This is a genomic window from Xanthomonas sp. NCPPB 2866 (assembly GCF_041475745.2).
GTDB classification, from domain to species: Bacteria; Pseudomonadota; Gammaproteobacteria; order Xanthomonadales; family Xanthomonadaceae; genus Xanthomonas; species Xanthomonas arboricola.
Genome location: NZ_CM192975.1, coordinates 999214 through 1022480 on the forward strand (window position 1 = coordinate 999214; position 23267 = coordinate 1022480).

The following is a 23267-nucleotide window of genomic DNA, read 5'->3' on the forward strand; positions in this document are numbered from 1 at the left end:
TCACGCCGATGAACCCGCGCCGCCTCAACCGAAATGCGAGAGCACGCCGGCAATGGTAGCGGTCATGAACGTGGCGATCGAACCGCCCAGCACTGCGCGCAGGCCGAATTTGGCCAGATCGTGACGGCGTTCCGGTGCCAGCCCGCCGATGCCACCGATCTGGATCGCAATCGAGCTGAAGTTGGCAAAGCCGCACAGCGCATACGTGGCAATCAGCCGACCTTCCGCGCTCAGGCCAACGCCCGGTACTTCGCCCTTCACGATACGCGACAGCTCGCTGTAGGCGACGAACTCGTTGATCACCACCTTCTGCCCGATCAGCGAACCGACCGTGGTCGCGTCCACCCACGGGGTGCCGATCACCCAGGCGATCGGCGCCAGCACGTAGCCGAAGATCGTCGACAGGTTGGTCGGCCGGCCCAGCAGCGCGGCGGCGCCGGTGATCTCGCCCAGCCAGGTCAGCGGTGCGTTGATCAAGGCGATTAGCGCAATGAAGGCCAGCAGCATCGCGCCGATGTTCAGCGCCAACCGCAAGCCATCGCCGGCGCCGGCGGCCGCCGCATCGATGACGTTGCTGGTGGTCTTTTCCACTTCCATCTTGACCGTGCCGCGGGTTAGCGGGGTGCCGGTCTCCGGCACCAGCAGCTTGGCCACCACCAGGGTGGCGGGCGCGGCCATGATGCTGGCAGCGAGCAGATGCTTGGCATAGAACGCCTGCTGCACGGGGTCGCTGCCACCGAGCATGCCGACATAGGCGGCCAGCACGCCGCCGGCGATATGCGCCATGCCGCCGATCATCATCGTCAGCAGCTCTGACTGGGTCATTTTGGGGATGTACGGACGCACCGTCAGCGGCGCTTCGGTCTGGCCGATGAACACGCTGGCGCATACGCTGGTGGTTTCGGCACCGGACACGCGCATCACCTTGGTGATTGCCCACGCCATCGCGCGGACCACCACCTGCATCACGCCCAGGTGGTAGAGCACGCCCATCAGCGCCGAGAAGAAAATGATGGTGGGCAGCACCTGGAACGCAAAGATGAAGCCGTAGCTGTCGATGTTCATCAGGTTGCCGAAAATGAAGGTGGACCCCTCATTGACGAAGCTCAGCACCTTGACGAAGCCCTTGCCCAGCGAGTCGAACACATCGCGTCCGCCCGGCACCAGCAGCACCAGCGCGGCGAACGAAATCTGCAGCGCCAGACCGGTGGCGACCAGTCTCCAGTCGATCGCGCGGCGGTTGCTCGAAAACAGCCAGGTGATGCCGATGAGCACCGCCAGACCGAACAGGCCGAAACCGATCCTTCCCAAACCTTCGACCATTCCAATCCCCGGGGCTGCTGACGGCAAAACGAGAAGCCTAGAGCAGGGGGTGACCGTGGGCAAGGCGAGCAGCATTCAGGGCCCGCCCGTTGGCCCGCAGGCGAGCCGGGGCGGGCGCGGGCAGTTGCCTGCGCGCGGGCGGGCGAGCCGCGCTTGCGCAAGGTCATTGATCGGGGGGGCGTCGATTCGCTGCCGAGCGTCGCCCGCAAAGACCGCGCCCGAAGCACGGTCACCCGACCGGATGCCGCTTTTCCCGTCAGCCGTCGACGAAAACCGGTGCTACCTGCGCGCGTAGCGGGGTGGGACCTTGAGCGGCATGGATGCCGCGCCAGAGCCTACATGGACGTACTTGCGGCGTGTCCCACGCCGGTACGCGTGCAAGCGCCCTCGGTAGACCGGAGCTTGCACTGAGAACCTGAAGATCTCATGCGCGTGGTTGGTCGGCGGCGCGGCGCCGCATCCGGCGTCGGGACACGCCGTGAATCCGTCCCTGGAGGCTCGGTGGCGGCATCCATGCCGCCACACGGTCCCGCCCCCGGACGCGACACCACGCTTCCAGCATTGCCACTGCTGATCGGCAAGCAATGCGTCAAGACACGTGTTGATCTCTGCGGACTCCGTGGCCGCTGTGATCGGTAAGCGATCCATCTGGCGTCACGCGCCAGGAATGAACGCTAGGAAGAACGTGCAGTTCATCTGGCTGTTCGCACTTCTTTCCGGAACCGATAGAACCGGTGGTACCTGCGCGTGCCGGCATGGGACCTTGAGCGGCATCGATGCCGCGCAACCCTGTCGCCCCGGCAGCACCACGTCCTACACTGCGCACGCCGATCCGGGGCAGGGCGCCGCGGAGGTTGCTGGAGTCTGCCAATGCAATACCGTCGTCTGGGGTCCACCGGGCTGCAGCTGTCGGCCCTGTCGTTCGGGGCCTGGGTCACCTTCGGCAAGCAGATCGGGCGCAGCGAAGCGCGCAACCTGATTGCCGCCGCCTGGGACAACGGCATCAATTTCTTCGACAACGCCGAGGTCTACGCACGCGGCCGCGCCGAAGAAGTGATGGGCGATGTGATCGCCGACCTGCGCCTGCCGCGCGATGGTTACTGCGTGTCGAGCAAGGTGTTCTTCGGCGCGGTGGACAGCCCGCGCCCGACCCAGCGCGGACTCTCGCGCAAGCATGTCACTGACGCCTGCCATGCCGCGCTCAAGCGCCTGCGCGTGGACTATCTGGACCTGTACTTCTGCCACCGGCCCGATCCGGACACGCCGATCCGCGAAACCGTGCGCAGCATGGATGCCCTGATCCGCCAGGGCAAAGTGTTGTACTGGGGCACCTCCGAGTGGAGCGCCGAGCAGTTGCGCGAGGCCATCAGCATCGCCGGGCAGGAACACCTGCACGCTCCGGCGATGGAGCAACCGCAGTACAACCTGCTGCACCGCGACCGGCTGGAGCGCGAATACGCGCCGCTGTGCGAGGGCGGGCTGGGCACCACGATCTGGTCGCCGCTGGCCTCGGGCCTGCTGACCGGTAAGTACAACGCCGGCGTGGACGCGGACAGCCGCCTCGGCCAGCCTGGCAATCAGTGGCTGCAGGACGAAGTGCTGGGCGCACCGGAAGCGCGCCGCCTGGAACGCGCCCGCGCGTTCTGTGCGTTGGCCGCCGAGCTGGGCCAGTCGCCCGCGCGCCTGGCGATCGCCTGGTGCCTGCGCAACCCGCACGTGTCCACGGTGATCCTGGGGGCCAGCCGGGTCGCGCAGCTGGAAGAAAATCTCGGCGCGCTGGAGACCCTGACCCAGGTCGATGCCGACGGTTGGGCACGGGTGGAGGGGGCGACGCGCTGAGGAGTGCCCTGTGCGGTGCATGCGTGCGGGACAGTCGACTGCGCTGCGTTGGTTTGTTGGTTCTCAACGCGAACAAGAGGCTGCACCTGGCAGGTCGTGCACGCCAGCCAAATCCATGCATCGCAAAGTGCTGCCGTCCGCTCAGTCCTCGCTTGCCCAGCGTAGTCCTCACCACCGATGTGATCAGCAAGGCCACGAGCTCTGCACCGAAAACCCCAATCAGAAATCGCGGCTGAATCTTTTCAATAGGATTGGTGAATCGAAATCGTCTGATCCATGCAAAGGTCGTGTCAAGAAGATGAGAATGGCTCTTGATCATTAAATGAGAATGGTTATTATTTGTCTGGCCAACCGACTGGAGATCCAGATCATGACCGCTCATCCCGTGCTGCTCCGCTCCGAACCGGTCAACCTGCGCGACCGCGCTGCTCCGCGCGCCGTCCCCGCAGAAGACCTCATCAGCAGCGAGGCGCTGCTCAAGGGCCGTCGCGAAGTGCTGATCCAGCATGGCGACCGCGTCTATCGCCTGCGCCACACCAGCAACGACAAGCTCATCCTGACCAAGTAAGTTTTTACCCTCCGATTCCGCGCAGTGGCGCCGGGGATCGGGTTGTCTGCCGCGGGCGTTGCCGCCGCCGTCCGCGCATCCCACGCTCTTTCCCGGCGGCCGGTCGCGGCCTAGTCTGCAGCACACGCTGCCGGGAACTTCCCTCAAAGGTTCCCGATGATTCGCCTGCATCCGCTGGTGGTCGCGCTGTCGCTTGCGCTGCCCGCTCTTCCGTTGAGTGCCCACGCTGCCGACCTTGCCGCCAATGGTGACGCCGCGCGTGAGGTCCACGACTTCGACCGGTTGCAGGTGACCGCCACGCGCACCCAGCGTGCCCTGGTCGATGTGCCGAGCACCGTGGATGTGATCGATCGCGAACAACTGGACAACCAACTGGTGCGCGAGCTCAAGGATCTGTTCCGCTACACGCCCGGCGTGTCGGTGACCAGCACCAGCGGCCGCTTCACCGGCGCCAACGGTATCCGCATCCGCGGGCTGGACGGCAACCGTGTGGCGATCCTGGTCGACAACGTGCCGGTGTCGGACACCTTCAGTTTCGGCAGCTACCTCAACGCCAATCGCAACTTCGTCGATCTGGAAACGCTCAAGCGCGTCGAAGTGGTGCGCGGGCCGGCCAGCTCCCTGTACGGCTCCGACGCGCTGGGCGGCGTGGTGGCTTTCGTCACCAAGGATCCATCCGATTACCTGAGCGCCGACAAGCACAGTTATGTCGGCCTGAAATTCGGCTACGAAGGCGACTGGAACGGCCTGTTCGCCGGTGCCACCGGCGCATTCGGCGGCGAGCGCTGGAGCGGCATGGTGGCTGTCAGCCATCGCCAGGGCCAGGAGGCACAGAACCAGGGCGACAACCGCAGCCGCGATTTCACCCGTACTGCGGCCAACCCGCAACGCATCGATGGCCGCAGCGTGCTGGCCAAGCTGGTGTACGCGCCCAGCGCGCAGCAGCGCTTCAAGCTCACCGTGGAAGGTAACGAAGACTACGGCAGCATCGAGGCGTTGACCGGCATCGACCCGCGCGTGACCACGCCATCGCTGCGCATCCTGTCGCAGGACGGACGCGACCATCAGACCCGCGCGCGCGTTTCGCTGCGCCACGAGCTGGATGCATTGGATTGGGCACTGGCCGACGACCTGCAGTGGCAGCTGTATCGCCAGGACAGCGAGAGCCTGCAGCGTACCGACGAGCTGCGCGGCAACAACACCCGCCGTCATAACGAACACAACTTCGATCAGCGCGTCTACGGCCTGCTGGTCAACGCGCACAAGACCATCGACACCGGCACGCTCAGCCACGACATCACCTATGGCCTGGACGGCACCTGGACCGACACCCGCGCCAAGCGCGATGGCTACTCGGTCAATCTGGCCAATGGCGCAATCACCAACCGCGTCGGTCAGGACGTGTTCCCGGTGCGCGATTTTCCCAAGAGCGAGACCACCAAGCTCGGGCTGTATGCGCAGGACGAGATCCGCCTGTTCGATGGCCAGCTGTCGCTGACGCCCGGGGTGCGCGTGGATTACTTCCGGCTGTCGCCGCAGGTGGACGACATCTTCCGCGAAGACAATCCCGGCGTTGCCGCCGAGACCATCGACGAGACCCAGGTGTCTCCCAAGTTCGGTGTGGTGTGGCGGTTTTCGGACGCGTGGTCGGCGTATGCCAATTACGCGCACGGCTTCCGCGCGCCGCCGTACAACGACGTCAACATCGGCTTCACCAATCTGCAGGCGCGCTACACCGCCATCGCCAATCCGGATCTGAAATCGGAGACCAGCCGCGGTGGCGAACTCGGGCTGCGTTTCAATGATGCAGTCGGCTATCTGGGTGTCAGCGTGTACTACACCGACTACCGCAACTTCATCGAATCGTATGCGCCAGCCGGCTTCAATGCCGAAGGGCTGATGCTGTTCCAGTCGCGCAACGTTGACGATGTGGTGATCAAGGGTGCCGAAGCGCGCGGCGGAATCGATCTGGGCGCCCTGGCCGGCTGGCAGGGTTGGTCGCTCAACAGCGCCGTGGCGTATGCGGAAGGCGACAATCTCACCGACGACACTCCGCTCAACTCGGTCGACCCGCTGCGCGGCACGCTCGGCGTGGCCTTCGACAGCGATGCCTGGGGCGCGGAGCTGATCGGCACCTTCGTCGCGCGCAAGCGTCGCCCGCAGCTGGACAGCTATTACACCCCGGCCGGCTATGCCACGCTGGACCTGATGGGGCACTGGCAGTTCGCACCCGGTGCCAAGGTCACCGCAGGCATCTTCAATCTCGCCGACCGCCGCTATGTGGACTGGAATGCGCTGCCCAACGGCACGCTGGCCAGCAGCACGGTGCTCGATCGCTTCACCGGCGCCGGGCGCACCGCCTCGGTCAGCCTGGCGGTGAGCTGGTAGCGGCCATGCCCATCGCCCGCCCGCTGCCGTCGTTGTCGCATGCACGTGCCACCCGCGCTGCGCTGCCGCGTCCGCAGCAGTTGGCGGCGTTGGGCACGGTGCTGTGCCTGTACCGGCCCGCATTGGGCAACGAACTGGATGGCTGGCAGCACGCGGTGGATGCGGCGGCGTGCCGGCAGGTCGACAGCGATGGCGTGCGTGAGAGCATCTGGTTCTTCGATGCCGAGGGGCAGTGCTGCTGGCGGATCTGCCTGCTGCCTGACAGCGATTTCCTGATCTGGGATCGCCTGGTCTCGCGGCTGCCGCCATTGCCGATGGAAACTCATGAGCTGGGCGTCGGCGAGCGGCTGTGGCGTCGTCTGGCCGGGCGCATGCGTGGGGAGGCATGGCGATTGAGCGCATTGCGCCTGCAGGCGGCCGCCGCCCGCGAGCAACCGTTTGTCGCCAGCCTGGCAACCGTGTCGGCGCTGGGTGCGGAGGTTGCCGCACGCCTGGCGCGCGAAGAGGGCATCGACGGCCGCGTGGCGGTGGACGATTGCTGCTGCGCGCGCGCTGCCGCCTTGCGCACGGCCTCCGCCATATCCAGCAACAACAACCCATCCGACATGACCACGTCGCTGGTGCGCCTGCGCCGCTGACGTCTCCCACCACTCCCGAGAGCTACGATGAGCCGAACGTTTTCCCGTTGTATCGCACTGACGCTGAGCCTGTTGCCGTTGATTGCCGCCGCCGACGCCCAGCGCGACCGCCAGAGCATCCTGGCGATGCAGGGCGAATACGCAGTGGACTTTGCCTTCGACGAGACGGTGTTGCTCAAGCCCGGTTACGAGCGTGCATCGGCCATGCGCAGCGGCGCCAGCGAAGTGGTGATCGTGGTGGAGGATTCACCGCGCAAGCTGGTGTTGCAGCATCTGCTGGTCGACGAGAAGAGCAGGCACGTGACCAAGCATTGGCGGCAGGACTGGATCTACGAGGCGCCGCAGCGTTTCGAATTCAGCGCCGATCAGACCTGGACGGTGCATGCGCTGCCGCCGGCAGTCACCGCCGGCGCCTGGACCCAGTGCGTCTACGAGGTCAGCGACGCGCCACGCTATTGCGGCACCGGTCGCTGGGACTATGCCGACGGCCATCCCACCTGGACCAGCGATCTGAGCTGGCGCCCGTTGCCGCGCCGCGAGTACACCAAGCGCAGCGACTACAACGCGCTCGCGGTCATCAATCGCCACACGCTCACGCCCAACGGCTGGACCCACGAACAGTTCAACACCAAGGTGCTGCGCAAGCCCGACGGCAGCCAGGAAGCGATCGCGCGCGAGTTCGGCTTCAATGATTACCGCAAGACCACCGAGGTCGACTTCGCCCCGGCCTATGCGTACTGGAAGGGCACCCAAGGCTACTGGGCCAAGGTGCGCACGCGCTGGGCAAGGTTCCTCGATACGCCACCCGGCCTGCATCTGAAGACCAAGCCGGACGGCATGGCGATGATCATGCCGATGTTCCAGCAGGCCGAGGCGGTGCAGAACGGCAAGCGGATCAAGGACGCGCAGTTGGACGCGGTGTTCGCGCAGTGGGTCGAACCGGCGAACTAAGCACCCGCATGCCGTAGGAGCGCACCCGGGCGCGACGTGGCATTCCCGAGAAGGTCCATCGCACCGCAGGACGCTTCTGCGAGGTCGCGCCCTGGTGCGCTCCTACGAGCGAGACGGCGGGGCGCCCAGAGCGATGGGGCCAAGGTGCGCACGCGCTGGGCCAGGTTGCTCGATACGCCCCCCGGCCTGCATCCGAAAACCAAGCAGGACGCGGTGTTCGCGCAGTGGGTCGAACCGGCGAACTAAGCACCCGCATGCCGTAGGAGCGCACCCGGGCGCGACGTGGCATTCCCGAGAACGCCCATCGCGCCGCAGGACGCTCTTGCGAGGTCGCGCCCGGGTGCGCTCCTACGAGCGAGACGGCGGGGCGCCCAGAGCGATGGGGCCAAGGTGCGCACGCGCTGGGCCAGGTTGCTCGATACGCCGCCCCGGCCTGCGTCCGAAAACCAAGCAGGACGCGGTGTTCGCGCAGTGGGTCGAACCGGCGAATTAGCCACCCGCATGCCGTAGGAGCGCACCCGGGCGCGACGTGGCATTCCCGAGAAGGCCCACCGCGCCGCAGGACGCTCCTGCGAGGTCGCGCCCGGGTGCGCTCCTACCGGCGAGACGGCGCTTGGTCGTTATTCCTTGAACATCAGGAATGCCGCGACCAGGATCAAGCCGAATGCGGCCCAGTGATTCCACTTCAACGACTGGCCCAGGTAGAAGGTCGAGAAGCCGGCGAACACCAGCAGCGTGATCACTTCCTGCATGCCCTTGAGCTGCGGCGCCGAGTACACCGCGCTGCCCAGGCGGTTGCCCGGTACCTGCAGGCAGTATTCGAAGAACGCGATGCCCCAGCTGACCAGGATCGCGATCATCAGCGGCGTGCTCTTGTACTTCAGATGCCCGTACCAGGCAAAGGTCATGAACACGTTGCTGGCGATCAGCAACAGCACCGGATACAGATAGGCAGTGAAGGGGGCGGTAGGCATGACGGCAGACGGCAGGTAAGGGGCCGGCAGCATAAGCCAGCCCCGTTAAGCGCACGCGACCGTGCCGATGAGCCCGGCACGCGGGCTCAGGCCGTTGGTGGCAGGCGCAACACGTTCATCTGCAGCGTGGCCAGGCAAAACGCCTGGCCACGCATCGCTGCGCTCGCAGCGCCTGCGGTCATCCCGCTAGCGCTGCATGCCCCAGCGGCGCACGGTCAGCCGCTCGATGGCCTGGAACACCACGCCCTCCACCAGCAGGCCCAGCACGATCACCATCGCCAGGCCGGCGAACACCCGGTCGGTATACAGCTCGTTGCGGTTCTGGAAGATGTACCAGCCCAGGCCGCCCTGGCCGGAGGTGGCGCCGAACACCAGCTCGGCGGCGATCAGGGTGCGCCAAGCGAAGGCCCAGCCGATCTTCAACCCGGACAGGATCGCCGGCAGCGCAGCGGGAATCAGCAACTGCGCCACGTAGCGCGGCCCACGCAATCCGTAATTGCGTCCAGCCATGCGCAGGGTCTCTGGCACTGCCTGGAAACCGGCGTAGGTGGTCAGCGCCAGCGGCCACAGCACCGAATGCACCAGCACGAACACCAGGCTGCCGGTGCCCAGGCCGAACCACAGCAAGGCCAGCGGCAGCAGCGCGATCGCCGGCAGCGGATTGAACATGGCGGTCAACGTGCCGAGCACGTCGCGGCCCCAGCGCGTGGAAGCGGCCAGCGCGGTCAGCACGAAGGCCAGCACCACGCCGAGCGCATAGCCCTGCGCCAGTACGCGCAGCGAAGCGCCCACGCGGCGCAGCAGCTCGCCGGACAGCAGCCCGTCGTAGAACGCGCGTGCGGTCTGCAGCGCGCTGGGCAGCATCAGATCGTCGCCGACCACGCGTGCGGCGATCTCCCACACCGCGACCAGCACCACCAGCACCAGCGCCTTGCGCAGCCACGGCGGTGCCTGCCAGCGCGTCGGCGCGGCGGCTGCAACCAATGCCGGGTCCAGCGGCTGCAGGGCGACTTCGTACTCGGCCCGCACCGGTGGCAGTGGCGGCAGCGCGGTGGCGTTGCTGCGGCTCATGGCAGCGCCTCGCGTTGGCGCTCGGCCGGGCGACGCAGCGGCGCCACCTTGGCGTCTTCCAGGGCGTCGTCGGGCAGGTCGAACAGCAGCCGATGAATGCGCTGCGCGGTCTGCTGGAACGCCACGCTGCCGGCGCTGTGCGGGCCGAACGCATGCGCGTTGAGCTCGGCGCGCACCTGGCCCGGATGCGGCGACAACAGCAGCACGCGATTGCCGACCACCAACGCCTCCTCGATCGAATGGGTGACGAACAACAAGGTGAAGCGCGATTGCTCCCACAGCTCCAGCACCTGCTCCTGCATGCGCGAACGCGTCAGCGCATCGAGTGCGGCGAACGGCTCGTCCATCAGCAACACGCGCGGCCGCATCGCCAGCGCGCGTGCAATCGCCACGCGTTGCTTCATGCCGCCGGACAAGGTGTGCGGGTAGGCCTGGGCAAACGCGCTCAGCCCGACCTGCGCCAGGCTGTCGTCGGCACGTTCGCGCGCCTCGGCACGCGACAGCCTGCGGGCTGCGCGCAGGCCGAACACCACGTTCTCGCGTACGGTCTTCCAGGGCGCCAGCTGGTCGAATTCCTGGAAGACGACGACCCGGTCCGGCCCCGGCCCGGTGACCGCCTTGCCATCCAGACGGATCTGCCCCTCGCGTGGGGTGACGAAGCCGGCCACCGCCTTGAGCAGGGTGGATTTACCGCAACCCGAGGGCCCCAGCAGCACGAAGCGGTCGGCTTCATGCACATCGAAACGCACGCGGTGGGTGGCGCGCACCACGCGTTGCGCCGAGGCGTATTCCAGGCTGACGTGATCGACCTGCAGCAATGGTGTGGACGGACTCATCGCTCAGCTCCCGCCCGCAATCAGCGGATCGTCGAAGAAGTAGTCGCCCAGCTTGCCCGGGGTCTGCTTGATCGCGCCGCTGTGCTGCATGAACTTGCCCAGCCCCAGTGTGTTCTGCGGCACCACGGTGAACTGCACTTTCGGGTCCTTGAGGATCTGCAGCACCAGCGCGCGATCGATGCTCGAGCCATTGCGACGCAGGAAGATATCCGCTGCCTGCTCCGGATGCGCGGTGACGAAGCGTGCGGCCTGATCCAGCGCCGCGACGAAGGCGCGATAGGTCTTGGGATTGTCGCGGCGGAATTTCTCGGTGGCATACAGCACGGTGGCCGAGGAGGGACCGCCCTCGATCTCGTAGGAACTGGTCACGATGTGCGCGGCCGGGTTGCGCGCCAGTTCCTGCTCCTGGAATGGCGGGCTGGCGAAATGCGCGGTGATCTCGGTGCGGCCACGGATGATCGCGGCGGCCGCGTCCGGGTGCGGCAAGGCGACCTGCAGCGGATCCAGCTGGTGGGTGCCCTTGTCGCCCCAGCGTTGCTGGGAGGCATGCTGCAGGAAACGCGACTGCACCGACACGCCGGTGGCCGGCACCGCGATGCGGTCCTGCGGGGTGAAATCGCCGATGCTCTTGATGCGCGGATTGTTGCTGATCAGGTAGTACGGGAAGTTGCCCAGCGACGCCACGCCGCGCACGTTCTGGCGGCCATGCGTGCGGTCCCAGATGGTGAACAACGGCCCGACACCGGCACCGGCGATATCGATCGAACCGGTCAGCAAGGCATCGTTGACGGCCGCGCCACCGGATAACTGCAGGAACTGCACGTCGATGTCCACGCCGGCCGCCTTGCCCTGCTGCTCGATCAGCTTCTGATCCTGCGCCACGTCCAGCAACAGATAGACGATGCCGAACTGTTTGGCGATGCGCAGCTTTCCTTCGGCCTGCGCATGCGTGCTGTGCAGCAACGGCAATGCGGCCAGGAGCAGCAGCGTGACACGTCGGGAAAAACGTCGGCGCTGCGGACGTGCGTGAGAGGTGACGGTCAAACGCATGCGGCGCTCCAGTCGAGGGGGGAGGAAGAAGGCGCGTTTCCCAGCGCATTACGTGTTGCGAAACGCGCGCGAGGCAGCACCTTGGCTAGAACGGCGCATCGCCTTCGATGGTGGTGCGGTTGAGCCGGCGACGCAGGTGATCGGGCGTGCCGGCGGCCAGATGCATGACCGAGCGGTTGTCCCAGAACACCATGTCGTGCGGCTGCCAGCGATGCCGATACACCAGCGCATCGCCGGTGCTGTGTTCAAACAAGGCCTGCAGCAGTGCAGCACTTTCGTCGTCGGGCAAGCCGACGATGCGGGTGGTGAAATGCTCGCTGACAAACAGCGCTTTGTGGCCGGTTTCCGGATGGGTGCGCACGATTGGATGCTGCACCGGCTTCACTTCGGCAATCTGCTCCGGCGTCAGCGCCGGGCGCCACGGATTGCGCGCGCGCAGTTCTTCGTACTTGGCCAGATAGCTGTGCTCGGCACGCAGGTCCTTTGCCGCGTGCTTGAGCGCGTCGGGCAGGGTCTGCCAGGCCAGGTGCTGGTTGGCGAACAAGGTGTCGCCGCCTTCGCTGGGCAATTCCTGCGCATGCAACAGCGAGCCCAGGCTGGGGGTGTCCTTGTACGACAGGTCCGAGTGCCAGTAGTGGCCGGCATCACCCAGGCCGATCGGCTCGCCGTTCTCCTTGATGTTGGACACCACGAGCACTTCCGGATGTCCGCGCAACTGGAAGTTGCGCAGCACATGGATCTGCAACGGGCCGAAGCGACGGCTGAAAGCGACCTGCTGCGCCGGCGTGATGCGTTGCTCGCGGAACACCAGCACGTGGTAGTCCAGATGCGCCTGATGGATGCGCGCGAAGGTGTCTGCATCCAGTGGCCGTGACAGATCCAGGCCGATCACTTCGGCGCCCAGCGGGGCGTCGAACGGCACGATCCGGACGCTGGAAGAGTGCTGTGGGGAAACCGCATCGCGCGGCGGCTGCGCACGCGCAGCGGAAGTGATGCTGGCCATGACGGTGGCACCTCGACGGCAACGGATGGCCGCCTGGGCCGGCGGCCGGACACACCACTGTAGGCAGTCCGGTCGCCGCTGCGAACGTACGATTGGCAAGGTGCTTATGCGCTGCCGGTATATGCAGCGGTGTGACGGAACGCGAATGGGCGCCGCCTGCGCGCCGCCCGTCCGCGGGTTCAACCGACTCAGCCTTAGTCGGTCCGCAGTGCCAACGCCGGCGGCGTGGACAGGATGCGTCGCGTGCCCGACCAGCCGGCCAGCAGGCTCAGCGCAAGGCCAAACGCGCCGCCGAGCAGCAGGCGCGGCCAGTCCGGCGTCAATGCGATCTCGAACGCCTTTTGCCCGACCACCGCACCGATCACCGCGGCGGCGGTCACCGCCAGCGTCGCCGCCAGCAGGCCGAGCGCGCCGAACTCCACCAGCACCGCACCACGCAACTGGCCGCGACGCGCGCCTAGCGTGCGCAGCACCGCACTGTCATAGCGACGCTCGCCGGCGGTGGCCTGCAAGGCCGCCAGCAGCACCAGCACGCCGGCCAGCAGGCTGAAACCCATCACCAGTTGCACCGCCTGCGCCACCTGATCGATCACCTCGCGTACGCGGCCGAGGATCGCATCGATGTCCAGCACCGAAATGTTGGGGTAGTCGCGGCTCAGCGCCGCCAGCTTGGGTGCATTGCCGGGCGGCAGGTGGAAGCTGGAAATCAGGTTGTACGGCGCATCGCCGACCGAGCCCTGGTTGAGCAGTAGGAAGAAATTGACCCGGAACGAGTCCCAGTCGGCCTTGCGGATGCTGGTGACGGTGAAGCTGCGCTGCTGCTCGCCCAGCAGCAGGGTGATGCGGTCGCCCAGTTTGAGCTGATACCGCTGCGCCCAGCCTTCTTCCACCGAGGCCTCCGGCGCGGTGCTGTCGGCCGCCCAGAACTTGCCTTCCAGCAAGGTGTTTGCCGGCGGAAATGCATGCCGCCAGGAGAAATTGACCGGCCGGTTGTCGCCGTCGCCATCGTCGGCCGGATCGCGGTCGCCGCGCAGTGGCGGCTTGTCGTTGATCGCCACCAGGCGCCCGGTCGAAAACGGCTCCACGGCCGCATCCTGCACACCCAGGCCGCGCAGCGTCTGCAGCACCGGTTCGGTCTGCTCGGGCTGGATATTCATCAGGAAATAGTTGGGCGTGTCCGCCGGCAGCCGATCGCGCCATTGCCCGAGCAGGCCGGGGCCGACCACCGCCAGCAATAGCAGCGCGCACAACGACAGCGACAGCCCGACCAGCTGCACCACGCTCAGCCCGCGGCGCCGCGTCAGCGAGGCCAGGCCCAGCTTCCAGGCGCCGCGCAGGCGGTGCTGGATCGGCCGCAGCAGGGCCAGCAGACCCAGTCCCAGCGCCATCGCCACCAGCGCCAATGCGGCCAGGCCACCCAGCACCCAGCCGGCCAGCACCAGGTTGCCGGTCGCGTACACGGTCAGCGCCAACGTGGCCGCCAATGCCGCGGCGTAGACCAGCAAGGAACTCGGCGGCACCGCGGCAAAGCTGCGGTTGAGCACGCGCATTGGCGGCACGTTGCGCAGCCGCAGCAGCGGCGGCAGGCCGAAGCCCAGCAACAGCACCAGGCCGATGCCTGCGCCCGCCAGGGCAGGGGTGGCCTGCGGCAGCGGCAGCCGGTTCGGGATCAGGCTGCCCAGCGCCTGCACCAGGCCTTCCTGCGCGAGCATGCCTAAGCCGATACCGACCAGGCAGGCAGGGATCGCGGTCAACAGCAATTGCAGCGACAGCATCGCCAGGATGTCGCGCTGACGTGCGCCCAGGCAGCGCAACACCGCCACGGTGTCGATACGCCGCATCGCAAAGCGGTTGGCTGCCAAGGCAGTCGCCACACCTGACAACAGCACCGCCAGCAACGCCGACAGGGCCAGAAAGCGCCCCGCGCGATCGAACGCCGCGCGCATGCCGCGCTGGGTGTCCTCGATGCCGACCAGGCGGTATTCGCTGGCGCGCGGTTTCAGCCAGGCACGCAAGTCGGCGATGGCCTCCGGCGCGCCGGAGAACATCAGCCGATACGAAGCGCGACTGCCCGGGCCGAGCAGGCCGGCACCAGCGATATCGGCGCGATTGACCAGCAGCGGCGGCGACAGCTGCATCAGCTCGCCGGAGGCATCCGGTTCGGCACGCAGCACGCCGGTGATGGTGAGATGGCCGGCGCCGAATTCCAGCTGTTCGCCCACGCGCAGGCCCAGGGCCTCCAGCAGGCGGGGATCGGCATAGGCCTGGCCCGGCGGCGGTGCGCCCGCAGGCTTGCCCTGCATGCCGGCACTGTCCGCGGACACCAGCAATTGCCCACGCAGCGGGTAGCCCGCGCCGACCCCGCGGATATTGGCCATCTGGCTGGCGTCGCCATGGAACAGCACGCTGGGGAAGCTGACCATGCGCGTGCTCTGCAAGCCACGCCGCTGCGCTTCCGCGGCGAAGTCGGCCGGAATCTCCTGGCGGCCGGTCACGCCCAGATCGCCACCGAGCACCTCGGCCGCGCTGGAGGTCAGCGCCAGGGTCACCCGATCGACCAGCGTGCCGACGGCCGTCATCACTGCCACGCCCAGTACCAGCGCGGCAAACACGGTCAGCAGGTCGCCGGCCAGGAATTCGCGGCGCACCGCGCGCGCGGCTTGGCGCAGCACGTTCATGCGGCCGAACCGGGCTGGGCGTGCAGGCGGCCGCTGTCGATGCGGTAGATGTGGTTGCAGCGCTGCGCCAGCGTCATGTCGTGGGTCACCAGCACCAGGGTGGTATCGCTGGTGGCATTGAGCGCAAACAGCAGGTCGCTGATCTGCGCGCCGGTGGCCTGGTCCAGGCTGCCGGTGGGCTCGTCGGCAAACAGGATGCGCGGTTTGGCCACGAAGGCGCGTGCCAGCGCCACACGTTGCTGCTCGCCGCCGGACAGCTGGCGCGGGTAGTGGCGCGCGCGCGCGCTCAGGCCCACCGCCTCCAGCACCTCGCGCACCCGCGCCGGGTCCTCGCGCCCGGCCAGTTCCAGCGGCAGTGCGATGTTTTCTTCGGCGGTGAGTGCCGGCAGCAGATGGAAGCTCTGGAACACGAAGCCCACCTCGCGCGCGCGCAGGGCGGCACGCGCCTCTTCGTCCAACTGGCCCAGCTGCTGGCCGGAGAGCGCGATGCTGCCGCGGCTGGGCAGGTCCAGCCCGGCCAGCAGGCCGAGCAGGGTGGTCTTGCCCGAGCCGGACGCGCCGACGATGGCGATACTGTCGCCTTCACTGACCGTCACGCTGATGTTGTCGAGGATGTGGAGTGTTCCCTCCGGTCCGCTGACGGACTTGCCGACCTCGCGGACGTCGATGGCGGTGCGGGTGCTGGAGCGGGGGGCCAGACTGTCGATGAGGAATCTCCGAATGCGTGAAAGAACACTGCGATATGGCGCGCTGGTCCTGTGGCTGCTGACACTGTCCCTGCTTGCGCCGGGAATTGCCTCTGCCAAAAGTCCGGTGGCGACCGCACCGATCCTGGTGGTCGGCGACAGCCTGAGCGCTGCGCACAACATCCCGGTGCAGTCCGGCTGGGTCACCTTGCTGGACCAACGCCTCAAGCGTGACATGGCGACGCCACCGGCGGTCGTCAATGCCAGCATCAGCGGCGAAACCACCTCCGGTGCGCTGACGCGGCTGCCCGGCCTGCTGCAGAAGCACCGCCCCGGCGTGGTGGTGATCGAACTCGGCGGCAACGATGCGCTACGCGGCCTGACCCCGGCCCAGCTCAAGGGCAACCTGGAAAAGATGATCCAGCTCAGCCAGCAGGCCGGGGCGAAGGTGCTGTTGTTGGGCATCGATGTGCCGCCCAACTACGGCCCCGCCTACCGCGAGCGCCTGAAGGCGAGCTACGCCGACCTGTCCAGGCAGTACAAGACCGCCTTGGTGCCGTTTTTCCTGGAAAAGGTCGCGCTGCAGCCAGGCCTGATGCAGGCAGACGGCCTGCATCCCACTGCCGCTGCCCAGCCCAGGGTGCTGGAAACGGTGTGGCCGGCGCTGCGTCCGTTGCTCGGGCGCTGACAACCGGCGGCCACCGCGCACCGTCACAGAACGTTAGTTGGTCTTCACGCCCTTTCCACTGCCGATCCGGCATGTTTCACAAAGCTGAAGACCGAGGAAAGTCCATGCGTCAGACCAAGGAAACGTCCGGCCTCGTGCTGGTCGTCGAAGACAACCGCAATATCTCTGAAATGATCGGCGAGTACCTGGAAGGCCGTGGCTTCGAGGTCGACTATGCGCAGGACGGACTCGACGGCTACCGTCTGGCCGCCGAGAACAGCTACGACGTGGTCGTGCTGGATCTCATGCTGCCACGTCTGGACGGCATCGAAGTGTGTCGCCGCCTGCGTAACGACGCACGCAAGTCCACCCCGGTACTGATGCTGACCGCCCGCGACACGCTGGACGACAAGCTCACCGGTCTGGGTTTCGGTGCCGACGACTACCTGACCAAGCCGTTTGCGATCCAGGAACTGGAAGCGCGCCTGCGTGCCCTGATCCGCCGCGAGCGCCGCCAGGTCGGTTCGGAAGTGCTCAAGGTCGCCGACCTGGTGCTCGATCCGGTCAGCATGCGCGCCACCCGCGCCGGCACCGAGCTGCAGCTCTCGCCGATCGGCCTGCGCCTTCTCACCATCCTGATGCGCGAGTCGCCGCGGGTGGTCACCCGCCAGGAAATTGAGCGCGAGATCTGGGGCAACGGGTTGCCGGATTCGGACACCCTGCGCAGCCATCTGTACAACCTGCGCAAGATCATCGACAAGCCGTTCGACCGTCCGTTGCTGCACACCGTGCAGAGCGCCGGCTACCGCATCGCCGACATCGCCCAGCCGATGGCCTGATGTCACCGGCCGGCCGCCGTTCTGGCGGCCGGTCACCTCCTTTAGGCGCCCACGCGCCTGTCGCTTCCGCGTGCTGCCGTCTGGCTGCACGACGGGCTTACGGAAGCGTTGCCTATAATCCGGCGCTCTCCCCTGGATGCAGCAATGCCGCACGGGCTTCCACGAAAAATACGTCTCGCCTTCCTGCTGCAGGTCGCCCTGGCGAGCCTGGCGATCGTGCTGGGCGGCTATCTGCTGTCCTTCGTGATCAAGTACAGCCTGGTGCGCACCGTGCTTGCCGACGAGGCAGTGCATTTCTGGCGCCTGCACAAGAGCGCGCCGAGCAATCCGCCGCCGAATACACGCAACATCCAGGGTTATTTTTCCCCTTCCGGCCAGGGCCGCGATCCTGCGCCCGCGGCGTTGCGGCAGTTGTCGCCGGGCTTCAGCGAAGTGGCCGCCGCCGACGCCCTGGTGTATGTCGATCAACGTCCGGAAGGGCGCTTGTACCTGGTGTTCCCACGCTCGCGCGCGGCGCACCTGACACTCTGGTTCGGGGTGGTGCCTGCGATGCTGGTGCTGCTGGCGATCTATGGCGTGTTCTGGGTGACCTACCGGATTTCCAAGCGGCTGGTCTCGCCGATCAGCTGGCTGGCGCGGCGCGTGTCGCAGTGGGATCCGCGCAATCCCGATGTCGACGAACTGGCGCCGGAGCGGTTGCCTGCCGATCTGCAGGGTGAGACGCGGCAATTGGCCGCCGCGCTGCATGCGCTGGGGCAGAGGGTCAGCGACCATGTCGCACGCGAGCGCAATTTCACCCGCGATGCCAGCCATGAGCTGCGCACACCGTTGACGGTGATCCGGGTGGCCAGCGACATGGCGCTGGCCGACGACGAACTGTCGCAGCGCACCCAGCGCAGCCTGCGCCGGATCCAGCGTGCCGGCCGCGACATGGAAGCGGTGATCGACGCCTTCCTGATCCTGGCGCGCGAGGCGGAGATCGACCCGCAAAGCGAAACCTTCGATGCCGCCGAACTGGCCAGCGAGGAAGTCGACAGCGCCCGCGAACTGCTGGGCGACAAGCCGGTGTCCCTGACGATGGTCGGCGACCGCAGCCTGCAGATGTTCGCCCCGCCGCGGGTGATGCGGGTGGTGCTCAGCAACCTGCTGCGCAACGCCTGTGCCTATACCGACACCGGCAGCATCGAGGTGGAAGTCGCCCAGGACCGTATCATCGTGCGCGACACCGGCATCGGCATGAGCGAGGAAGCGCGCGCGCGCGCATTCGAGCCGTTCTTCCGCGCCGATCCCACCCGCCCGCAGGGCACCGGTCTGGGCCTGTCGATCGTGCGCCGGCTGTGCGATCGCTTCGGCTGGCGGATCGAGCTGCATAGCGAGTCCGGTGTCGGCACCTCGGTTGCAGTGGTGGTGGCCTGAGGTAGTGGTGGCGTTAGCGACATGCGGGTCGCCTGGAATCGTCTGCTGACGAGGCAGGCGCGCTGCATGCGCCTGGGGCGCCGTTTGCGGTTGCGATGATGGTGTTTTCGACTGCGCTGCATTGATCCCGCGCGCCGTGGCGATCCACCGCAGACGCCAGCTGCATCTGCGGGATCGCTTGCTGCAATTGATCGACCGATCTGGCAAGCGCCTCGCCAGATCGACCTGCAGGGCGCTACTTCTGCTCCAACACCGGGGCCACCGCCTTGCGCCAGATGGCGTAGCCATCGGCGGTCATATGCAGCATGTCCTGGCGAAACAGCTCGGCGCGCGGTTTGCCGTCGGCGTCGAGCATCGGCGTGTAGACGTCCACGTAGTCCACGTGCGGCAGCGGCGCGAGTGCGTCTTTGATCAGGCGATTGGCATTGACGATCGAAGGCAGCAGATGCGCGCGCGACGGGCTGGGTTTGATCGACAGATAGCTGATGCGCGCGGTGGGCAGATCACGGCGGATGCGCTGCACGAATGCCAGCACGTCATCGCGCACCTGCTGCGGCGTGCGGCCGCTGTTGAGATCGTTGTCGCCGGCATACAGCACCACCTGGCGCGGCGCATACGGGACCACGATGCGGTCGGCGTACCAGGTGCTGTCGCGCACCTCCGAACCGCCGAAGCCGCGATTGATCACCGGCATGCCGGGGAAATCCTGGGCCAGCGTGTCCCAGAAACGGATCGACGAACTGCCGACGAAGACGATGCCGTGCTTGGGCGGCGGTTGTTGCGCATCGCTGTCGGAAAAGCGCCGCATGTCGTCTTCCCAGGCGGGATTGGACACCTGCGCCGGTATCTGTGGCGCGGTGTGCGGGGCGGCGGCGTGGACGTGGCCGGACAACAAGGCAAGCGCGCACAGCAGCGTGCGCAAGGGATGTTTGGTCATGCGAAAGAACCTGCGACAGTGAAGCGGACCACCATGGTGCGACAGGCTGGAAGCCGAGGGCAAACCGGCGGGCGTTCAGCGCCTGCCACGGGTTGCTCGCAGAGCCTGCCGCCGGGCCTGCACCGGCAATGTGGAAAAGACTGCGCCATGCGGCAGCATCTGACGGCCTTGCAGGCCCAACGCCAGCTGTTGCGGCACTCGGTCACGCCCTGGCGGCGCGCTGCACGACGGTGCAAGATTCGCACTTTCCCCAGCAGTGACCACGCCATGCGTTCGAGCCGTCCCCAGATATGCCCTTGCGGCCGGAAGCACTGACGCATGGCCGATCAACTGGGACACGTGCCACGCGGTCCGCGCCGCATGCTCAAGGCAGCGGTCTGGTCATGGCAGGGCCTGCGCGCGGCATGGCTGCACGAATCCTCGTTTCGGCTGGAGGTGTGCCTGGCGGCAGTTCTGCTGCCGCTGGGGCTGTGGCTTGGCCAGTCCGGCCTGGAACGCATTGCGCTGATCGCGCCGTTGCTGATCGTGCTGGCCGCCGAACTGCTGAACTCGGCCATCGAGGCGGTGATCGAACGTTACGGCCCCGAGCACCACGTGCTGGCCGGCCGCGCCAAGGACATGGGCTCGGCTGCGGTGTTCCTGCTGCTGATCAATGTGCTGCTGTGCTGGGGGCTGATCCTGCTGCCGCGCTTGCTCTGAAGAGTGTGGGCTGCGCGACGCGCAGCTGCCAGTCGGCTTCTGTAGGCGACTGGATTGGCAGGTGCATGGAGACCTTCGTTGCGATGGGACGCACCGGATCGCGCCAGCTGACGTATCAACCTGTCACGCGGCATGCCGCGACTGCTTCTGCCGATGGCCGGGCGTAATAGTGCCTGGTCGAATCGCCTGCCAGGCGCACGCGTGCATGCCGGCTTGACTCGCCGCGTGGCATGCTGCGGCTCTCTTTCAACGGAATCGCCTGCATGCCCGTCCTGATTCGCGCCCTGGTGTTGCTGATCCTGACCGTCTCGCTGTCCGGTTGCGGCTACAACGCGATCCAGCAGAAGGAAGAAGGCGTCAAGGCAGGTTGGTCGGAGGTGCTGAATCAATATCAGCGTCGCGCCGACCTGATTCCCAATCTGGTGCGCACCGTGCAGGGCTATGCCCAGCAGGAGCGCCAGGTGCTGACCGAGGTGACCAATGCGCGCTCGCGGGTCGGGCAGATCCAGGTCAATGCCGACGACGAAGCCTCGCTCAAGCAGTTCCAGCAGGCGCAGGGCGAACTCGGCAGCGCACTGTCGCGCCTGTTGGTGGTCAGCGAAAACTATCCGCAGCTGAAATCCGACCAGTCGTTCCGCGATCTGCAGGTGCAGCTGGAAGGCACCGAAAACCGCATCACCGTGGCGCGCGGTCGCTACATCCAGACGGTGCAGGAGTACAACACCTACATCCGTTCGTTTCCGCAGGTGATCACCGCCAAGATCTTCGGCTACCAACCCAAGCCCAATTTCAGCGTGGAAAACGAGGCGCAGATTTCGCGCGCACCGCAGGTGGATTTCGGTAATCAGCAGGCGCCGCAGCAGCAGCCCGCGCCTGCGCAGTAAGCAATCGCAAACTGCGCGCCATCAACTGCTGCGTGTCGTGCATGGCATGGCGTGGGACTGTTAGCTGGGCCATGTCGACCTATCCATCGTTCGCTGGAGCAATCGACTTCAGACGCGGCACATCAAGCCTCTGCCCTCGGGGCGATAAGGCACGGCTTGCGCGCCGCTGGCGCACGTGCCCTGGAGCGCCCGCGCTGCTAACGAGGGCCGGGTGGCGGAGCGGGGGAGGGGAGGATATGGGGTGAAGTCCTCGTGCTATTCCAACTGGACGAAGCTTCGCTCGCACCCTCATCCGCCCCTTCGGGGCAGCTTCTCCCGCAGGGAGAAGGATCAGTCAAGCCAGTGCCGATGACGTGTCAGTGCTAATCAGCCAGGAGTTGCGAATGCGGAAGAACTACATGCGGGTGTTCTGGATGTTGGCGCTGTTGCTGTTGCCGGCCTCGCTGCTGGCGCAGGATCTGGCAGCCATTCCGCCACTGCGCTCGCCCGTGGTCGATACCACCGGCACATTGGACGCAACGCAGACCCGGCAACTCGAGCAGCAGGCGCTGGCCTTGCAGCAGCGCAAGGGCGCGCAGTTGCAGGTCCTGATCGTGCCGACAACGCAGCCGGAGCCGATCGAGCAGTACACCCAGCGCGTGTTCGACCAGTGGAAGATCGGCCGCAAGGGCGTGGACGACGGTGTGTTGCTGCTGGTAGCCAAGGACGACCGCCGGGTGCGGATCCAGCCCGGCTACGGCCTGGAAGGCGCGATCCCCGACATCACGGCCAACCGCATCATCCAGGAGTATCTGGCGCCGCGCTTCCGTGAGGGCGACTACGCCGGTGGCATCAGTGCGGCGACTGCGACGCTGGCCGGCCTGATCGAGGGCGAGGCCTTGCCCGCGCCGGTCAGCGGGCACGCCGATGGCGGCGCGGGCAATGGCTCGGGTGGCGGCGGCTGGATCATGGCCTTGTTCATCGGTTTTGTGGTCGCGATGGTGGCGCGCGGCATTCTTGGTGCCCTGCCACGGCCGCTGCGCGCGCTGCTGACCGGCGTCGCCGCCGGTGGCGCCGCCTTGCTGTTTACCTCGCTGCTGTTCGCCAGCGCCGGCGCTGCGGTGATCGGGCTGCTGGCCGGCCTGGCGTCCGGTTCGCCGGGGCGCTTTGTCGGCGGCGGTGGCTGGGGCGGTGGCGGATTCGGTGGCTTTGGAGGCGGTGGCCGCGGCGGTTTCGGCGGCGGCGGCTGGGGTGGTGGTGGCGGATCATCGGGAGGCGGTGGCGCCTCGGGGAGCTGGTAATGCGGTGGCTCAGGCATGTCTTCGCGCCCTCGGCGCAGCGCAGTTTCCCGGCCGGCTGCATGGACGCGATCGCGGCGGCGGTTGCCGCCAGCGAGCGCACCCATACCGGCCAGGTCATGGTGGCGGTGGAAGCCGACCTGCCGCTGGACGCGCTATGGCGCGGGCACACCGCGCGCCAGCGTGCCGAGCAGGCCTTCGCGCAATTGCGCACCTGGGACACCGAAGCCAATAACGGGGTGCTGCTGTATTTGCTGCTGGCCGACCACGCCATCGAAGTGGTCGCCGACCGTGGGCTGCGCAGCCGGGTGCCGGAAGCGCAGTGGGCCGAGGTGTGCCGGCGCATGCAGCAGTTCCTGCGCGAGGGCGAGCACGAGGCGGCGGTGCTGGCCGGGATCGAGGCGGTAACCGAGCTGTTGACCGAGCATTTTCCTGCCGCTGCCGGCTCCCAGCATGAAGATGAGCTGCCCGATCGTCCCCAGCTCTTAGGCTGAACGCGTGCGAGGTGTCAGAATAGACGCCTCGCTTTTTCGTGATCCGCGG

21 protein-coding genes and 1 pseudogene are annotated in these 23267 nt (G+C 66.9%); 13 read left to right on the forward strand and 9 right to left on the reverse strand.

All coding sequences use genetic code 11. The features are described 5' to 3' along the window. Window positions 1-24: 24 nt before the first annotated feature. Entirely contained in the window at window positions 25-1323 is a 1299-nt protein-coding gene (locus ACCQ04_RS04180; RefSeq protein WP_054591385.1) for a NupC/NupG family nucleoside CNT transporter, read from the reverse strand. Window positions 1324-2193: 870 nt separating this feature from the next. Here ACCQ04_RS04180 and ACCQ04_RS04185 point away from each other — a divergent pair. The 6 genes and pseudogenes from ACCQ04_RS04185 to ACCQ04_RS04210 form a co-directional block, all read left to right on the forward strand. Then, window positions 2194-3162, forward strand: a complete 969-nt coding sequence (locus tag ACCQ04_RS04185; RefSeq protein WP_046345736.1) for a potassium channel beta subunit family protein — start codon at window positions 2194-2196, stop codon at window positions 3160-3162. Window positions 3163-3490: 328 nt separating this feature from the next. Then, entirely contained in the window at window positions 3491-3730 is a 240-nt protein-coding gene (gene hemP, locus ACCQ04_RS04190) for a hemin uptake protein HemP (RefSeq protein ID WP_024938306.1), read from the forward strand. 156 nt (window positions 3731-3886) lie between these two features. Further along, window positions 3887-6118 carry a TonB-dependent hemoglobin/transferrin/lactoferrin family receptor gene (locus tag ACCQ04_RS04195; RefSeq protein ID WP_226426789.1) on the forward strand — a complete coding sequence of 744 codons (2232 nt, stop codon included), beginning with the start codon at window positions 3887-3889 and terminating at the stop codon, window positions 6116-6118. Window positions 6119-6123: 5 nt separating this feature from the next. After that, window positions 6124-6756 (forward strand): ChuX/HutX family heme-like substrate-binding protein, encoded by a 633-nt coding sequence (locus ACCQ04_RS04200; RefSeq protein WP_226426788.1) that lies wholly within the window; start codon window positions 6124-6126, stop codon window positions 6754-6756. A 27-nt stretch (window positions 6757-6783) separates the two neighbouring features. Beyond that, complete coding sequence (locus ACCQ04_RS04205) at window positions 6784-7707, forward strand: DUF6607 family protein (RefSeq protein ID WP_184457066.1); 924 nt, start codon at window positions 6784-6786, stop codon at window positions 7705-7707. A 117-nt stretch (window positions 7708-7824) separates the two neighbouring features. After that, window positions 7825-7953: pseudogene (locus ACCQ04_RS04210) on the forward strand (DUF6607 family protein); the annotation flags it as partial. A gap of 374 nt (window positions 7954-8327) precedes the next feature. Here the strand turns inward: ACCQ04_RS04210 and ACCQ04_RS04215 are convergent. From ACCQ04_RS04215 to ACCQ04_RS04245, 7 genes are all read right to left on the reverse strand, one after another. Next, on the reverse strand, window positions 8328-8681 hold the full coding sequence (locus ACCQ04_RS04215; RefSeq protein WP_024938302.1) for a DMT family protein: 354 nt from the start codon (window positions 8679-8681) through the stop codon (window positions 8328-8330). Window positions 8682-8867: 186 nt separating this feature from the next. Then, window positions 8868-9752 (reverse strand): ABC transporter permease, encoded by an 885-nt coding sequence (locus ACCQ04_RS04220; protein ID WP_046345740.1) that lies wholly within the window; start codon window positions 9750-9752, stop codon window positions 8868-8870. Further along, on the reverse strand, window positions 9749-10588 hold the full coding sequence (locus ACCQ04_RS04225; protein WP_102252746.1) for an ABC transporter ATP-binding protein: 840 nt from the start codon (window positions 10586-10588) through the stop codon (window positions 9749-9751). Before ACCQ04_RS04225 ends, ACCQ04_RS04220 begins: the two co-directional genes overlap by 4 nt. Before the next feature lie 3 nt (window positions 10589-10591). Continuing rightward, window positions 10592-11638 carry an ABC transporter substrate-binding protein gene (locus ACCQ04_RS04230; protein WP_226426787.1) on the reverse strand — a complete coding sequence of 349 codons (1047 nt, stop codon included), beginning with the start codon at window positions 11636-11638 and terminating at the stop codon, window positions 10592-10594. Between the two features lie 85 nt (window positions 11639-11723). Next, the gene (locus tag ACCQ04_RS04235; RefSeq protein WP_226426786.1) at window positions 11724-12641 is read right to left on the reverse strand and encodes a TauD/TfdA dioxygenase family protein; all 918 of its coding nucleotides are present in this window, start codon (window positions 12639-12641) and stop codon (window positions 11724-11726) included. 194 nt (window positions 12642-12835) lie between these two features. Beyond that, window positions 12836-15319 carry an ABC transporter permease gene (locus tag ACCQ04_RS04240; protein WP_184457059.1) on the reverse strand — a complete coding sequence of 828 codons (2484 nt, stop codon included), beginning with the start codon at window positions 15317-15319 and terminating at the stop codon, window positions 12836-12838. Then, complete coding sequence (locus tag ACCQ04_RS04245) at window positions 15316-15915, reverse strand: ABC transporter ATP-binding protein (protein WP_024938296.1); 600 nt, start codon at window positions 15913-15915, stop codon at window positions 15316-15318. The genes ACCQ04_RS04240 and ACCQ04_RS04245 overlap by 4 nt, the downstream gene beginning before the upstream one ends. A 109-nt stretch (window positions 15916-16024) precedes the next feature. On the opposite strand from ACCQ04_RS04245, the gene ACCQ04_RS04250 reads away from it, so the two are divergent. From ACCQ04_RS04250 to ACCQ04_RS04260, 3 genes are all read left to right on the forward strand, one after another. Next, window positions 16025-16693 (forward strand): arylesterase, encoded by a 669-nt coding sequence (locus ACCQ04_RS04250; protein ID WP_181106135.1) that lies wholly within the window; start codon window positions 16025-16027, stop codon window positions 16691-16693. Window positions 16694-16797: 104 nt separating this feature from the next. Continuing rightward, complete coding sequence (locus ACCQ04_RS04255) at window positions 16798-17511, forward strand: response regulator transcription factor (protein WP_002811889.1); 714 nt, start codon at window positions 16798-16800, stop codon at window positions 17509-17511. Window positions 17512-17655: 144 nt separating this feature from the next. Then, complete coding sequence (locus tag ACCQ04_RS04260; protein ID WP_226426785.1) at window positions 17656-18927, forward strand: sensor histidine kinase; 1272 nt, start codon at window positions 17656-17658, stop codon at window positions 18925-18927. 235 nt (window positions 18928-19162) lie between these two features. Here the strand turns inward: ACCQ04_RS04260 and ACCQ04_RS04265 are convergent, their stop codons facing one another. Further along, a complete protein-coding gene (locus tag ACCQ04_RS04265; protein WP_226426784.1) occupies window positions 19163-19864 on the reverse strand; it encodes an SGNH/GDSL hydrolase family protein in 702 nt (233 codons plus the stop codon). A gap of 318 nt (window positions 19865-20182) precedes the next feature. Between ACCQ04_RS04265 and ACCQ04_RS04270 the strand changes: the two genes are divergently transcribed. The 4 genes from ACCQ04_RS04270 to ACCQ04_RS04285 all read left to right on the forward strand — a co-directional run bounded on the left by ACCQ04_RS04270 (window position 20183) and on the right by ACCQ04_RS04285 (window position 23218). Then, the gene (locus ACCQ04_RS04270; protein WP_184381326.1) at window positions 20183-20563 is read left to right on the forward strand and encodes a diacylglycerol kinase; all 381 of its coding nucleotides are present in this window, start codon (window positions 20183-20185) and stop codon (window positions 20561-20563) included. Window positions 20564-20826: 263 nt separating this feature from the next. Then, a complete protein-coding gene (locus ACCQ04_RS04275; protein ID WP_024938291.1) occupies window positions 20827-21447 on the forward strand; it encodes a LemA family protein in 621 nt (206 codons plus the stop codon). Window positions 21448-21830: 383 nt separating this feature from the next. Then, window positions 21831-22727: a TPM domain-containing protein gene (locus tag ACCQ04_RS04280; protein ID WP_046345748.1), complete on the forward strand. Its 897-nt coding sequence runs from the start codon at window positions 21831-21833 to the stop codon at window positions 22725-22727. Then, window positions 22727-23218, forward strand: a complete 492-nt coding sequence (locus ACCQ04_RS04285) for a TPM domain-containing protein (RefSeq protein ID WP_024938289.1) — start codon at window positions 22727-22729, stop codon at window positions 23216-23218. The genes ACCQ04_RS04280 and ACCQ04_RS04285 overlap by 1 nt, the downstream gene beginning before the upstream one ends. Window positions 23219-23267 lie beyond the last annotated feature (49 nt).